This is a genomic window from Dysgonomonadaceae bacterium zrk40 (genome assembly GCA_016916535.1).
GTDB lineage: Bacteria > Bacteroidota > Bacteroidia > Bacteroidales > Dysgonomonadaceae > Proteiniphilum.
The window spans coordinates 1833198-1847855 of the sequence record CP070276.1 but is presented as its reverse complement, the minus strand read 5'-3'; the positions used below and the strand labels follow the sequence as shown (position 1 = coordinate 1847855).

At 48.1% G+C, this 14658-nt stretch carries 13 protein-coding genes; 7 read left to right on the top strand and 6 right to left on the bottom strand.

The window, feature by feature from the left end; all coding sequences use genetic code 11:
* The first annotated feature begins 107 nt into the window (after window positions 1-107).
* From JS578_07635 to JS578_07620, 4 genes are all read left to right on the top strand, one after another.
* Complete coding sequence (locus tag JS578_07635; GenBank protein ID QRX62770.1) at window positions 108-1394, top strand: serine dehydratase subunit alpha family protein; 1287 nt, start codon at window positions 108-110, stop codon at window positions 1392-1394.
* A gap of 19 nt (window positions 1395-1413) precedes the next feature.
* The gene (locus JS578_07630; GenBank protein QRX62769.1) at window positions 1414-2793 is read left to right on the top strand and encodes an MATE family efflux transporter; all 1380 of its coding nucleotides are present in this window, start codon (window positions 1414-1416) and stop codon (window positions 2791-2793) included.
* Window positions 2794-2894: 101 nt separating this feature from the next.
* A complete protein-coding gene (gene gpmA / locus JS578_07625; protein QRX62768.1) occupies window positions 2895-3641 on the top strand; it encodes a 2,3-diphosphoglycerate-dependent phosphoglycerate mutase in 747 nt (248 codons plus the stop codon).
* 188 nt (window positions 3642-3829) lie between these two features.
* Window positions 3830-5503, top strand: coding sequence for a DNA/RNA non-specific endonuclease (locus tag JS578_07620; protein QRX62767.1), 1674 nt, complete (start codon window positions 3830-3832; stop codon window positions 5501-5503).
* A gap of 76 nt (window positions 5504-5579) precedes the next feature.
* Here the strand turns inward: JS578_07620 and JS578_07615 are convergent, their stop codons facing one another.
* A complete protein-coding gene (locus tag JS578_07615; GenBank protein ID QRX62766.1) occupies window positions 5580-6071 on the bottom strand; it encodes a TlpA family protein disulfide reductase in 492 nt (163 codons plus the stop codon).
* 204 nt (window positions 6072-6275) lie between these two features.
* Complete coding sequence (locus JS578_07610; GenBank protein QRX62765.1) at window positions 6276-7244, bottom strand: DUF5106 domain-containing protein; 969 nt, start codon at window positions 7242-7244, stop codon at window positions 6276-6278.
* Window positions 7245-7377: 133 nt separating this feature from the next.
* On the opposite strand from JS578_07610, the gene JS578_07605 reads away from it, so the two are divergent.
* From JS578_07605 to JS578_07595, 3 genes are all read left to right on the top strand, one after another.
* A complete protein-coding gene (locus JS578_07605; GenBank protein ID QRX62764.1) occupies window positions 7378-9189 on the top strand; it encodes a DNA polymerase III subunit gamma/tau in 1812 nt (603 codons plus the stop codon).
* Between the two features lie 172 nt (window positions 9190-9361).
* Window positions 9362-9910: a M15 family metallopeptidase gene (locus tag JS578_07600; GenBank protein ID QRX62763.1), complete on the top strand. Its 549-nt coding sequence runs from the start codon at window positions 9362-9364 to the stop codon at window positions 9908-9910.
* Window positions 9911-10020: 110 nt separating this feature from the next.
* Entirely contained in the window at window positions 10021-10932 is a 912-nt protein-coding gene (locus tag JS578_07595; GenBank protein ID QRX62762.1) for an IS982 family transposase, read from the top strand.
* 168 nt (window positions 10933-11100) lie between these two features.
* Here the strand turns inward: JS578_07595 and rplT are convergent, their stop codons facing one another.
* From rplT to thrS, 4 genes are all read right to left on the bottom strand, one after another.
* Entirely contained in the window at window positions 11101-11445 is a 345-nt protein-coding gene (gene rplT, locus JS578_07590; protein ID QRX62761.1) for a 50S ribosomal protein L20, read from the bottom strand.
* 98 nt (window positions 11446-11543) lie between these two features.
* On the bottom strand, window positions 11544-11741 hold the full coding sequence (rpmI, locus tag JS578_07585) for a 50S ribosomal protein L35 (protein QRX62760.1): 198 nt from the start codon (window positions 11739-11741) through the stop codon (window positions 11544-11546).
* 235 nt (window positions 11742-11976) lie between these two features.
* Complete coding sequence (gene infC, locus JS578_07580; GenBank protein ID QRX62759.1) at window positions 11977-12549, bottom strand: translation initiation factor IF-3; 573 nt, start codon at window positions 12547-12549, stop codon at window positions 11977-11979.
* 65 nt (window positions 12550-12614) lie between these two features.
* Window positions 12615-14570 carry a threonine--tRNA ligase gene (gene thrS, locus JS578_07575; protein ID QRX62758.1) on the bottom strand — a complete coding sequence of 652 codons (1956 nt, stop codon included), beginning with the start codon at window positions 14568-14570 and terminating at the stop codon, window positions 12615-12617.
* Window positions 14571-14658: the final 88 nt, after the last annotated feature.

Sequence of the window (14658 nt, the reverse complement as noted above, 5' to 3'; positions counted from 1 at the left end):
TGTCGAAAAATGCAAACGTTTTTTTGAAAAAGCATACTTCTCTCAAATTGAGATTGTGAAGAATTATGACTACTTTTGCATCGTTTCAAAATTACCCCATTCTGTTTATGCTCACATCAGAAAAGAGAACAGCCATCCGGAAGCTAATGCAACAAGAGATTGTGCCTGCCATCGGCTGTACCGAACCTATCTCCGTTGCACTCTGCACCGCCGGAGCATGCGGTGTACTGCAACAAAAAGCGGAGCGGATCGATGCCTATCTGAGTGCCAACGTAATCAAGAACGCCATGGGGGTAGGGATTCCCGGCACCGGGATGACCGGTCTTCCCATCGCAATTGCATTGGGAGCATTAAAAGGAAGGAAAGAAGATGGACTAGAATTGTTGAAAGGGATCACTGCCGAGGATGTGGAACTGGGAAAGCAGTTTATCCGGGAGAATCGTATTGCCATTCACCACTACCGGGAAACAGAGGAGAAGCTCTATATCGAGGTGCGATGCAGCTCGGGTGATCAAACCTCACGGGCCATCATCCGCGGGGCCCACACCCGTTTCACGCACATCGGGCTGAACGGAAATGCTCTGTTGGAGGTAAAGGAAGAGGTGATGGATGATGGTCAAGTAGACTCAACACCCACGCTCACTTTCCGGACCATCTATGAATACGCCATCGAATCGCCCCTGGAAGAACTCTCCTTTATCCTGGAGGGTGCCCGGATGAACAGGCTGGTTGGGGAAGAGGCAATGACAGGAGCGTACGGGCACAACGTTGCAGGGAGCCTGATGCAGAGAAAAGGTCGGGCTATCTTCGGCGATAACCTGCACAGCCGCATGGTGATTGCCACAGCGGGAGCCTGTGATGTCCGGATGGATGGTGCAATGATGCCGGTGATGAGTAACTCAGGAAGCGGCAACCAGGGTATCGCAGCAACTGTTCCGGTCATGACCTTTGCGGAAGAGGAGGGGTGCTCCGAAGAGTCACTTATCCGTGCTTTGACACTCAGCAGCCTGCTGATCATCTATATCAAACAGCACCTGGGCAAACTCTCCGCCCTCTGCGGTTGTGTGGTCGCCTCCACGGGATCAGCCTGTGGCATCACCTGGCTGATGGGAGGCAGCTACACCCAGATCATATATGCCGCCAAGAACATGATCGCCAACATCACCGGAATGATCTGCGATGGTGCCAAGCCGAGCTGTGCCCTGAAGATTGCCAGTGGCGTATCCACTGCTACCCTCTCGGCCGTGATGGCCATGGAAGATGAAGGGGTGACGGCCCTGGAGGGAATCATCGATGAGGATATCGACCAGACCATCCGCAACCTGGCACTGATAGGCAATCAGGGCATGCAGGAGACCGACAGACTGGTGTTGGATATTATGACAACAAAATAGGTTATTAGATTTTTTTATTTTGTATACAGAAAAGGAACTTGCTTTCCGCACCAAGAAAATTAGCAAACTGATCTGGGACTATGCCTTACCAGGCATCGTAGGGACCGTGGTCACCGCACTCTACAACGTGGTCGACCGGATCTTCATCGGACAGGTGGAGGGAGCAATCGCCATCTCGGGGCTGGCCATCACCTTCCCGGTGATGGCACTTGTCTCCTCATTGGGAATGTTGGTGGGCTCGGGAGCAGCGGCCCGCATCTCCATTAGCCTGGGCAAGAGAGACCATCAAACGGCGGAGCAGATCCTGGGCAACTCACTGCTGTTGACGGTGATCCTGAACGCTGTGTTCATCACTCTTTTTTACCTCTTACTGGAACCAATCCTGATGGCCTTCGGTGCCAGTGAGCTCACCTACCCTTACGCACGGGAGTACCTGGAAATCGTCCTTCTGGGCAACGTCTTCGTCAGCCTCTGCTACAACTTCAACGCTATGATGCGTTCATCGGGCTACCCCACCAAAGCGATGGTGACCATGTTGATTGGCGCGGTGCTCAACCTTATTCTGAGCCCACTCTTCCTGTTCATCTTCAAGCTGGGTATCAAGGGGGTAGCATGGGCAACTGTAATCTCCATGTTTATCGGGATGCTCTTCGTGATGCATCACTTCACCCGCCGCAGCAGTGTGATCCGCCTCAGGTGGAGGAACATACGCCTCAACAAGGCAATCATCCTTTCAATCCTTTCCATTGGTCTCTCTCCCTTCAGCATGCAGGTTGCTGCATCAGGGGTCGCCCTTCTGATGAACACCTCCCTTCTACGCCATGGCGGAGACCTGGCCGTTGGCGCTTACGGCATCATCAACTCCATCCTGATGCTCATCCTGATGGTGGTGCTGGGGCTCAACCAGGGCACACAGCCGATCATCGGTTACAATTATGGTGCAGGTAACTATCGGAGGGTGCGGGAGACACTCTTCTATGCCCTCAGGATGGCGACACTTTTCACCACCGTCGGCTTCCTGTTGGGTCAATTCTTTCCTCAATTGCTGGCTTCCGCCTTCACCACCGACAAAGAACTACTTGAAATCAGTAGTACAGGATTGCGTATCGCAATGCTGGCCTTGCCGCTGGTGGGCTTTCAAATTGTCAGCTCCAACTTCTTCCAGAGCATCGGCTTTGCAGCCAAATCGATCATCCAGAGTCTGAGTCGTCAACTCATCTTTTTGGTGCCGGGCATCATTCTATTGCCCCGTATCTGGGGACTCAATGGACTTTGGATCGCCATCCCGGTCTCCGACACCCTGGCAGCGCTGCTGTCACTCTACCTGCTGGTGATTCAGTTGCGACACCTGCGGATGTTGGAACGGGGAGAAGAAAGAAATGAACAGTTACCGGCCTGATGACGTTCTTTTTTCAGCATAAAGGCTAAAAAAGAACACGAAATTGTGTAGTTTTGTACACCAAAACGATCAACAAATTTTTCACACATAAAAAAGCAGATATGAAGAAAGTAGTCTTGATTCGCCATGGCGAAAGTGCCTGGAACAAGGAGAACCGTTTCACCGGTTGGACCGATGTAGATCTCACAGAGAAAGGTATCGAAGAAGCTCATAAGGCAGGACAATACCTTAAAAAAGAGGGCTTCAGTTTTGAAAAAGCATATACCTCTTACCTCAAGAGAGCTGTAAAAACACTTAACGTGGTGCTCGACGAAATGGATCTCGACTGGATCCCGGTTGAGAAGACATGGCGCCTGAACGAAAAACATTATGGCATGTTGCAGGGACTCAACAAAGCTGAGACAGCTGCCAAGTATGGAGATGAACAGGTACTGGTATGGCGTCGCAGCTACGATGTGCCGCCGTTGCCACTGGAAAAGGATGATGAGCGTTCACCCTTTCAGGATCCTCGTTACAGGGGTGTGGATGAGAAGGACCTCCCGCTGACTGAAGCACTGAAAGATACGGTAGAGCGTATTCTTCCCTACTGGAATGACACCATTGTTCCTGAGATGAAGCAGTTCAACGAAGTAATCGTAGCGGCCCACGGCAACAGCCTGAGAGGGATTATCAAACATCTGAAGAACATCTCCGACGAGGAGATCGTGAGTCTCAACCTTCCTACCGCCGTTCCCTATGTCTTCGAGTTCGATGATGAGATGAACCTTCAGAAAGATTATTTCCTGGGAGACCCCGAGGAAATTAAAAAGCTGATGGATGCCGTGGCAAACCAGGGTAAGTCAAAGTAAAAAACATCCACTCTCACTGTCGTTACCGGAGATAATGACTCCGGAAGAGTTAAATATTCGTTATGTCGGCTGTTGCCGACATAACGTTTTTTAATTGTGGAATAAACGATAAAAGATTGTTATTCCATCAATTTGTTTTATTTTTATTGCATCGTTCAACGACATAAAAACCAACAGAATACTTAAATATGAAAAAAACCTCCCTTTTGTTACTCTTACTGCTTCTTTTAGTGGTAAGATGTGATAAAGAATCCGGTAATGTCAACCAATATGATACGCAGCTGGCCTTCCCCTCAACAATCGTTGAAGGGAACTCTTCACCATCCGGGGCAATGATGCAGTGGCAGCAAGGAGCACAGATAGGCGTTTACACTGAGGGGAACCCCAATCATCGCAACATACCATTCAGTACGAACGGCACCGGTTATTTCAGTTCTTCCAACAGTCCCATCTATTTCCCAAAGGGTGAGGATTCGTTCAACATCATAGCCTACTACCCGTACAATCCAGGTCTAAGCGGCAACACACTTCCGGTCGACCTTTCCACTGATCCGCAAGATATTCTATACAGCAACAATCTAACAGGCATCACATCTGCTAACAAGAACATGGTGAATAAGTTGATCTTCGTACATCTGCTACAGCGGATATACATCCGTATCAGCGCTTTGGATCAAGCATTGTTCACCGGTAATCTGGAGGCGAATCTAAAGGGATACACAAAAGGAACTATCTCTCTGAGTGATGGCTCCTTGGCAGTACAGGAGGAAAGCAGCGGTATCATCCCACTGGAAATCACCGGCACAGGAAGCGAGAGAATCGTCAGTGGATTTTTACTTCCCTCAGCAGGGGGTAGTGTGGAACTGACCATCACGGTGGATGCGTCACTGTACAAATGGATCATTCCCCTGACGAGGAAGGAAAATTATGTCTACAGCTATGCCGTGGAGCTCAGTGAGGGCAACCTGAAAGTTTCATCTCCTCTTGTTGAAGGGAGTAGTGAAGAGGCTTATACCTTGTATCCGGTGAGTAGCTCCAATCCTCTTCCCGTCATCCCTGCCGATTCGGGTGATAGTGACGCCGCGCAGATCTTCATGGAGACACCAGTGCCAGCCGGCGGAAACATCCCTTCTGACAGGTACCAGGTGACCCACATGATCAGCAATCTCAGTTGGCTCAACAACAGCAATGCCACAGGTGAGGTGAGGAACTACACCATTCATTATGATATAGAAGATATTTATCCTGTATGGGTAGCCTATCCCCTTCATCCCTCCTTCATGCGTTCGGGCAATCGGACAGATGACTGGCAATATGACCCGCTGATACCGGTGGGATATCAGCCCGACCTCTCCGCCGGATGGCAGACACGTACGGTAAGCAGGGGGCACATGCTGCCCAGCGCCAGCAGAAGTGCCAGTCTGAACCTGAACAGGACAACCTTTTATTTCACCAATATGGTAGCTCAGAACGGTGAGATGAATGCTACCACCTGGAATGACCTTGAGGAGAAAGTACGATACTGGAGCAAACAGACCGGGTATGATACCCTCTATGTGGTTACAGGATCTATCCTGCCATCCCCGCCTGAAACGATCAACTATGCACTGGATGCTGCCGGTAGAAAGGCTGCCATTCCTAAATACCTCTATAAGACACTTTGCCGATTGAACAAGCAGACAGGCGAATACAACACCATCGCATTCAAGATGGAGAACAGCACTACCGGTATCGATTACACCAGGCGCGTGCTCTCTGTGGAGGAGTTGGAACAGGAAACCGGATTCACCTTTTTCAGTAAACTTCCGGCAGCTGTTGCTACAGAGGTGAAGAAACAAAAGAGCCTCAGCAAATGGAATTGACGAGCAGCAAAATATGACTATAAAAAAAGGGTTGTCTTCTTTTACAGAGACAACCCTTTTACTGTTTCGTTAAACCTCAAAGGAAAGTTCGCAGGTCGTTCGGATCGATGTTCATTGCGGTGATCACACCCTGTTCGTCGATCAGATAGCTCCTGAAACCCTTCTTGAAGCTGAAATTCCGGTAGAGTTCAGAACCTGCACCGTTGGTTTCTCGGTAACAGAGAATCTTCTCCAGGTGATCCATAGCCAGTGTCCGCTCCAGCACATTCGGGTTCTCATCAAAGGATACCGAAATGAATGTGACATCTGTGTTGTTTCCTGAAAGGAAATTATAGAGCTGAACATTGGCTGCACGGGATTGGGCATCGTAACTGGCCCAGAAATTCAGCACAACTTTTTTACCTTTCAATTCATGCAGTGCAAGGCTCTCTCCTTCCGAGTCCGTCAAAACGATGTCAGGAAACATTTCTCCGGGATGATAACCTATGGAAGGCAGATCACTTTTTACAGATCCTGAAGAGAGCGCAAGTGAAAGAATTGCTGCAAGGCAAAAGTTCACATACTTCATAAAAAAATAATTTGATTACTATTCAGATTCAGCTGTTGCTTCTCGCAGCATGCTAAACCTCTTGTCTACACCTCCTTTTCGCTAAAAGCAGGCAAAATTGGTCTGCAAAAGTAGCTTACTTTTGCTTACGATCGCACATTTTCCCCAAAAAGAAACCTTACGAATGTTAATATAATTACTTATTATATCTTTAACGGCTGACATTCAATATATTACGGAAAAGAAAGACTCTACAGCTTCGAGGGAACAATCTTTGAGAATCACCTTCTTGTCGCTGTCCAACAGGTAGATGGTCGGGATGGCCTTGATATCAAAAAGTCTGTCCCGTGTGATTGCCATCCCGGGATCGTAGCCATGCAACCATTGTTGCGGCATCTGAGGCAGATGATCTCTCCACTCCTCCGGTTCATTGTCTGGGTAAATGGTCAGAACGGTAAGCATGTTCCGTGTGGGACTGTTCAACGAGAAGGCTTTTTTCAGGACCGGTGAACCATCCAGGTATCGGATGACAGTTTCACAGGTGGGGCAACCGGGATTGGAGAAGAGCAGCAGCAGATATTGGCTATTGATATCCCACAGTTTTCGGGATTCACCAGATGGGAGCATGAATGTGAAGTTGTTCGCCTTTTCACCCACTCTGTTGAGCTGTGTCATCTCGAGCTGAAGGAGGTAGCGGGAACGATCAGCCTCACCAAGCAGAGGGGAGCTGCTGAACTCTTTCAACACGGGAATATAAAGCTCTTCGTTGCGAAAAGGAGAATTGGGATCATAGAAATACTTCTCCATCAACGAGACAAAATAACGGTACATGGTGGTATCAATCTGTGCCCTGTGAAGAGTGTTAACCAGTGGTTCGTTGGGTTCATCGGGAGTCAAAAATCCAAGGATGTGGATGTAATCGACAAAAGCTTGTTCGGTAATTGCCGGTTTTCGAGTAAGGGTGCTGTCGGAAAAATCGAAACGGTCCCAGTAATGTGTTATCAGAAACATTCTTCGTTCGTCAGGATCGGTAAGCGTTTCAGGCAGGTGCGGCAACACAAAGGTATCAGGCACCACTGTTTCCGGTTCATAAACCTGATGTGTCTCCAATCCGCTCTTTTTACTCGATGAGCAGGCAAGGAGGGCAAGAAAGGCAAAGCAGATGCAACAGGCAAAGTAGGTAAGGTTTTTCATTATCCTTGATGCTATGTGGTTACGGGAGTAAAGGTAGTAAAAAAGAGAGATAAGTGGATGAATGAAGCATGCCTCAATTGAGAGAACCAATAATTTTCGTATATTTGTAACTCATACTTTGTCCGATTCAGACATGGATAATTACATCGTTTCAGCAAGAAAATACAGGCCCTCCACATTCCGTAGCGTAGTGGGTCAGAATGCACTCACCACCACACTGAGAAATGCCATTGCCGGCAACAAACTGGCACACGCCTACCTCTTCAGTGGCCCCAGGGGAGTGGGCAAAACCACTTGTGCCCGCATCTTTGCCAAGACGATCAACTGCCTGAACCCGACAGCTGAACATGAAGCCTGCAACGCCTGTGAATCGTGCGTAGCCTTCAACGAGCAACGCTCCTACAACATCCACGAGTTGGATGCCGCCTCCAACAACGGGGTAGATGACATCCGTACGCTGATAGACCAGGTTCGGATACCCCCTCAGATTGGTCGTTACAAAGTATACATCATTGATGAGGTGCATATGTTGTCCCCGGCAGCGTTCAATTCGTTTCTCAAAACACTGGAGGAGCCGCCGGCGCATGCCATCTTTATTCTGGCCACCACGGAGAAACACAAAATCATCCCTACCATCCTCTCCCGCTGCCAGGTCTATGACTTCAACCGCATCAGCATCGGTGACATCGTGGATCATCTGCAACATGTGGCAGCACAAGAGAGAGTGACCGCCGAAGCAGAGGCACTCAACATCATCGCTCAGAAGGCTGATGGGGGGATGCGCGATGCGCTCTCCATTTTCGATCAGACGGTGAGCTACACGGGTGGAAAGATCACCTATCAGTCGGTGATTGAAAATCTGAACGTACTGGATTACGAATATTATTTCAATCTTACCGAGGCAATACTGGCAGGGAACGTGAGTGAATCTCTTCTGATTCTGAACAACATACTCAACAGGGGTTTTGAAGGACAGTACATCATTAGCGGCATTGCCTCACATTTCCGTGATCTTCTGGTCAGCAGGGATCCCGTAACCGCAGGGCTGTTCCAGGTGGGAGCTTCCATTCGGGACCGTTATACCGGGATGGCAAAAAGATGCAGCAATGCATTTCTCTACGAAGCAATTGCCATTGCCAACGATTGTGACCTCAACTATCGTATCAGTAAAAACAAGCGTTTGATGCTGGAGCTGATGTTAATCAAAATGTGCCAGCTTACCGAAAGAGGCACGGGAGTGAAGGATGAAAAAAAAAAGGGTCTGAAACCGATCGAGACAGGGCACAAAAGTAGCAACGACCAAGCAGCTTCAATCGCTACAAGCAAACCCATCAAGGAGTCAACGCCGCAGGTCACCACAGCAGAGAAACCACCAAAAGAGACAACAGCGCATTCCACCCCACAGCCGGAAGTAAAGGAACCTGATGGAGGAGCCTATGCTGCTGCTCCTACTCCCGTAAAAGGTAATTCACAGAGGAAAAGATACACCTCAGTTTCCGGCATGGGTGTCTCACTCAGCTCACTTTCCGAAAATAAGGTGAGTGAACCCGAATCAACTGGTGAGGTGAAAGAGATCTCCGGATCGCGTCACTTCAGTGAAGGGGAACTGTTGGCAGCCTGGAAAGAATTTGCAGAGAACCTCACCGATGAAAAGCTGCTAAAAAACACCATGTCACTTTATCTGCCACGATTGATTGGCGAGGAGCTCTTCGAGGTGGAGGTAAACACGGAATTGAACAGTCAATACCTCAACGACAACAGTCACTCCATTCTCTCTTTTCTGCGGGAGAAGTTAGACAACGGAGAGATCACCATGTCAATAAGGATTGCAGAGGGGAATGCCATCCGCAAAGCACTCACTTCGCGTGAAATCTTTGACGAGATGACCAAACAGAACTCATCTCTCCAGAAGCTTTCTGATGAGTTTGGACTTGAACTGAGTTAATATTTCTGTCGGGTGTGATTACACCTGTACATGTCTATCACATTGATTTATCTACCCCTTGCGAACCACAGTTCATCTTTTATTGTTGTTGCCTCTCATCCATGCCTGTAGCGGGTCAGAGAAAAAAGAGCCGGATCAGTCACCTGAACTGCAAACAACAGTTGTTGAGACAATGCTTCGTTCGGCAGATACCATCGTCGATGCCAATTACAGTTTCGAAGAAGCCATCGCGGGAACAAAAGCACCCGATGAAATTATTGCCCAACTGGAACTGCTGGATGTCCATTACCTCTCTGTAGATGGAGAGATCCACAAGGGACAGATCCTGTGCAACAGGAGCATATCAGCCGATATCAGGGATCTGTTCACCTTTATGCTGGATGAGGGTTTTGTGATTGAAAAAGCAATTCCGGTAGTGAGGTACAACTGGAATGACAGCCTCTCGATGGCTGACAACAACAGTTACAGTTTTTGCTACCGTGACATCACCTATTCAAGACATGCTCACGGCATGGCAATTGATATCAATCCACGCTTCAATCCTCTTCGATGGAAGAAGGAGAATCGCCCCAACAAACCCTCCGGAGCACTCTCAGACACCACCGTCAACGGTACGCTCTACCCCGGCCATCCGGTTGTGAAGGCTTTTACCGAGAAAGGCTTCTACTGGGGTCATCGCTTCTCGAAATATTACGATGATCATCACTTCGAAAAGCGATAAACACTAATAACGTGAGTTCGGGATAAGAAAAGCATAAAAAAAGTTGTGATATAGGGAGATTATTTGTATATTTATAGCTGATAATCAAACAAATAACAAACATCAGCCCTATGATCACAACAGACAAAGTTATTGAAATATTTTGTATTGCCGACGATTTTTGTGCAGAATATGAGAATGAAATTCAGAATCATCAACTTCAAGCCGGGGGTACAACTAAAAGGAGAAACAGGAAAACGCAAATGTCCCAGAGCGAGATTATTGCCGTGATGGTCTGTTTCCACTGCGGAACCTTCCATAATTTCAAGAATTATTACCTGTTTTATATTTGCAAACACATGAAGAGCTATTTTCCAAATGCCGTTTCCTACAACCGTTTTGTCGAGTTGCAACCCAGGGTGATTGTACCTTTCATGCTCTTGCTCAAACTCTTTGGATTTGGTGAATGCACAGGCATTACATATGTGGATAGCACTCCCATTAAAGTATGTCATAACAAGCGTATACACTCGAATAAAGTATTCAGGGATCTGGCACAAAGAGGGAAAAGTACGATGGGCTGGTTTTTTGGATTCAAGCTTCATCTGGTCTGTAACGAAAAGGGTGAATTGCTGAATTTCTCTCTCACAAAAGGCAATGTCGACGATAGAAACCCTGACGTAATCAATGTTCTTACCAAAGATCTTTTCGGTAAACTATATGCAGACAAGGGTTACATCAGCACAAAGCTCTTCGAGATGCTGTTTGACCAGGGTGTTCATTTAGTGACCGGTATACGCTCAAATATGAAAAATTCCCTGATGTCATTCCGCGACAAGATTCTCTTACGCAAAAGATCTGTAATTGAGTCCATCAATGATGAACTGAAGAATATCTGCCAGATAGAACATTCAAGGCATCGTTCCACACATAATTTCATCATGAACATAATTGCTGCATTGGTGGCATATTGTTTCTTTCCCAAAAAGCCTTCAATCAAATTTGAAGTGGAAAAGTCAAGTCAATTAACCATTTGGGGATAATATGTTATCCCGAACTCACGTTTATAATAAAAGAATAGAAGCCATCGTGAAGCAAATGACAAGCGGTTTATCCGAATACAGCAGTCGTGATTGTCATAAAAAGGGCATAAAAAAAAGGAAAAAACCTTGCGAGTCTTTCCCTTTCTATGGGTTGTCAACCGATGAAGGTTACTTCACCTTGTCCACGATTGCCTTGAAAGCTTCGGGATGGTTCATTGCCAGGTCGGCAAGCACCTTGCGGTTGATGTCTATTTCATTTTTGTGCAGCGCACCCATCAAACGAGAGTAAGACATACCGTTGTCGCGGGCAGCGGCGTTGATACGCTGGATCCACAGTGCGCGGAAGTTGCGTTTTTTGTTTTTGCGGTCACGGTAGGCATAGGTAAGACCTTTTTCCCACGTGTTCTTGGCTACGGTCCACACGTTCTTGCGGGCACCGTAATAACCTCTGGTTAATTTCAGAACTTTTTTTCTGCGGTTGCGTGATGCAACATGATTGACTGATCTTGGCATAATGTTACTTGTTTTGAATGATAGCGTCTCTGTCGGGCAGAGCTCTTTGGAGCGTACATCCTGTTACTAAATCGTTTAATCGGAAACCTTTGCGTAGGTTATTTCAATGCGAGCAGTGTCTTGATACTGTTCACGTCAGATTTATGAACAAGACCTGTCTGCGTCAGATTTCTCTTCTGCTTTTTGGTCTTCTTCGTCAAAATGTGACTTTTGTACGCATGCTTCCGCTTGATTTTTCCTGTTCCGGTAAGGGCGAACCTCTTTTTGGCACCGGAATTAGTCTTCATTTTTGGCATTTTGCTGTCCTCGAATTAATGATTGTTTAAATTCTTTTGCTTTCGCGGTCAAGCGAAAAAGTGTGCAAAAGTAATGATAATATCTGGGTTATGCAAATCTTATTTGTCTAAACAGACAAACTTTATTCATCTACCCACCTCAAATTCCCTGGAGAGAAACCGTAGAGAGACAAGAAGAGCCGGTGATTGAATTAACCGGCTCAATCTCTTCAGAAAGATCCTGTGCTCCTTCTTCTCAGTCGGCCTTCTCCTCTTTCTTCTCCTTGTTCTCCTTCTTGGGAGCAGGAGTACCCTTCTTGGGAGAGAGCATGACCGACATGCGCTTGCCCTCCATGATGGGCATGTGCTCCACCTTGGCATATTCCTCCAGGTCGTTCGCAAAGCGAAGCAGCAGCACCTCACCCTGCTCTTTGAAGAGGATGGAGCGACCCCTGAAGAAGACATAAGCTTTCACTTTGGAACCTTCACCCAGGAAGTTCATCGCATGCTTGAGTTTGAAGTTGTAATCGTGATCATCCGTCTGCGGTCCGAATCGGATCTCTTTGACAGTCACTTTCACCGCCTTGGCTTTCTGTTCCTTCAGCTTCTTCTTCTGTTGATAAACAAATTTCTTGTAATCGATGATCCTGCATACGGGGGGTTTGGCCGTGGGGGCAATTTCAACGAGGTCCAGTTCCTTCTGTTGGGCAATCTTCAATGCCTCACGGGTGGGATAAATCCCTTCTTCCACGTTGTCGCCTACTAACCGGACTTCAGGTACCCGGATCCGTTCATTGATCCGGTGTTGGTCTTTGGAGTCTTTTCTCATTCAGTGATGTGATTGTTTTTCTCTTGAATTGAAATATTAATTGTAAAATTGAAATGTTACTACGTTCAAATCTGACCAAGGGGTGGATTCATCATCTTCTCCACTTCGGCGGCCATCTCTTCGGCAAATGTACGCAATTTTATGGAACCCTGATCAATCCCGCCCTGTTTTCTCACTGAAACCTCTTCATTTTCTGCCTCTTTCTCACCAACGATGAGCAGGTAGGGAATGCGTTTCAGCTCGTTGTCACGGATCTTGCGACCTACTTTCTCGTTGCGGTCGTCCACTTCAGCACGGATGTCGAACCGTTTCAACTCCTTCACCACGCTGCGGGCATAATCGTTGAACTTCTCGCTTACCGGCAGGATCACCGCCTGGGTGGGAGCCAACCACAATGGGAACTTGCCGGCAGTATGCTCGATGAGCACTGCCACGAATCGTTCCATGGAACCGAAGGGAGCACGGTGAATCATCACGGGACGATGCTTTTGGTTGTCAGCACCGGTGTACTCCAGCTCGAACCGCTCCGGAAGGTTATAGTCTACCTGAATGGTTCCCAATTGCCAGCGGCGTCCCAATGCGTCTTTCACCATGAAGTCGAGCTTGGGACCGTAGAAGGCAGCTTCGCCAAGTTCCACGCGGGCTTTCAGCCCCTTCTCCTCGCAAGCCTCTACGATGGCCCTTTCTGCTTTTTCCCAGTTCTCATCGGATCCAATGTACTTCTCCTTGTTCTCCGGATCACGCAGGGATATCTGTGCCTCAAAATTCTCAAAGTCGAGAGCCTTGAAGATGATGAAGATGATATCCATCACTTTCAGGAACTCATCCTTCACCTGGTCAGGAGTACAGAAGATATGGGCATCATCCTGCGTGAAGCCCCTCACGCGGGTCAACCCGTGCAACTCACCGCTCTGTTCGTAGCGGTAAACCGTACCAAACTCTGCCATGCGCAGTGGTAGGTCTTTATAGGAACGGGGGAAGGTCTTGTAGATCTCGCAGTGGTGGGGGCAGTTCATTGGTTTCAGCAAAAACTCCTCACCCTCTTCGGGGGTTTGAATGGGCTGGAACGAGTCCTTGCCATATTTGGCATAGTGCCCGGAGGTGACATACAACTGCTTGTGCCCGATATGGGGTGTAATCACCTGATCGTAGTCGAACTCGCGCTGGATCTTCTTCAGGAAGTCTTCCAGGCGCATACGCAACTGTGTTCCCTTGGGCAGCCAGAGCGGAAGGCCGGCGCCCACGGTCTGCGAGAAGGCGAAGAGCTGCAGCTCCTTGCCAATCTTCCGGTGGTCGCGTTTCTTCGCCTCCTCCAGCATCAACAGATATTCATCGAGCAACTTCTTCTTGGGGAAGGTGATGCCATAGAGACGGGTCAGCTGCTGCCGCTTCTCATCACCACGCCAGTAGGCACCGGCAGCGGAGAGCACCTTCACCGCCTTGATGTAGGAGGTGTTGGGCAGGTGGGGGCCGCGGCATAGGTCGGTGAATTCACCCTGGGTATAAGTAGTGATGGTGCCATCTTCCAGCTCGTTGATCAGCTCCACCTTGTAGTGTTCATCTCTGGCAGAGAACATCTCAACGGCATTCTTCTTGGAAATGCTGGCACGCACGATCTCCTCCTTGGCGGCGATCAGCTCCATCATCTTCTTCTCGATGGCCGGAAAGTCGGACTCCTTGATGGAGACCCCTTCACCGGGATCCACGTCATAGTAGAAGCCATTCTCAATTGCCGGTCCGATGCCGAACTTGATGCCGGGATAGATCAGCTGCAATGCTTCGGCCATAAGGTGTGCAGAGGAATGCCAATAGGCATGCTTCCCCTCTTCATCGTCCCACTTCAGCAAATTGACAGTGGCATCCTCTTCGATGGGGCGGGTCAGGTCCCATGTCTCGCCGTTGACGCTTGCTGCCAGAACCTCCTGTGCAAGGCGCTGACTGATGCTTTGTGCGATCTCGAGCCCGGTAACTCCCTTTTCATATTCCCTGACCGATCCGTCGGGAAATGTTATTCTTATCATGTAATCCAATACTTAGTGAATCAATTTTATCTTTTGGATTGCAAATGTAGTGATTTTGTGATATATGAAAGGACTATTTGAGGAGTTT

Excerpts from the sequence above, each read along its gene's own strand:
- JS578_07635 (QRX62770.1), top strand. The coding sequence starts at position 108 with ATGCTCACATCAGAAAAGAGAACAGCCATCCGGAAGCTAATGCAACAA.
- gpmA (QRX62768.1), top strand. The coding sequence starts at position 2,895 with ATGAAGAAAGTAGTCTTGATTCGCCATGGCGAAAGTGCCTGGAACAAG.
- JS578_07620 (QRX62767.1), top strand. The coding sequence starts at position 3,830 with ATGAAAAAAACCTCCCTTTTGTTACTCTTACTGCTTCTTTTAGTGGTA.
- JS578_07615 (QRX62766.1), bottom strand. The coding sequence starts at position 6,071 with ATGAAGTATGTGAACTTTTGCCTTGCAGCAATTCTTTCACTTGCGCTC.
- JS578_07610 (QRX62765.1), bottom strand. The coding sequence starts at position 7,244 with ATGAAAAACCTTACCTACTTTGCCTGTTGCATCTGCTTTGCCTTTCTT.
- JS578_07605 (QRX62764.1), top strand. The coding sequence starts at position 7,378 with ATGGATAATTACATCGTTTCAGCAAGAAAATACAGGCCCTCCACATTC.
- JS578_07600 (QRX62763.1), top strand. The coding sequence starts at position 9,362 with ATGCTTCGTTCGGCAGATACCATCGTCGATGCCAATTACAGTTTCGAA.
- JS578_07595 (QRX62762.1), top strand. The coding sequence starts at position 10,021 with ATGATCACAACAGACAAAGTTATTGAAATATTTTGTATTGCCGACGAT.
- rplT (QRX62761.1), bottom strand. The coding sequence starts at position 11,445 with ATGCCAAGATCAGTCAATCATGTTGCATCACGCAACCGCAGAAAAAAA.
- rpmI (QRX62760.1), bottom strand. The coding sequence starts at position 11,741 with ATGCCAAAAATGAAGACTAATTCCGGTGCCAAAAAGAGGTTCGCCCTT.
- infC (QRX62759.1), bottom strand. The coding sequence starts at position 12,549 with ATGAGAAAAGACTCCAAAGACCAACACCGGATCAATGAACGGATCCGG.
- thrS (QRX62758.1), bottom strand. The coding sequence starts at position 14,570 with ATGATAAGAATAACATTTCCCGACGGATCGGTCAGGGAATATGAAAAG.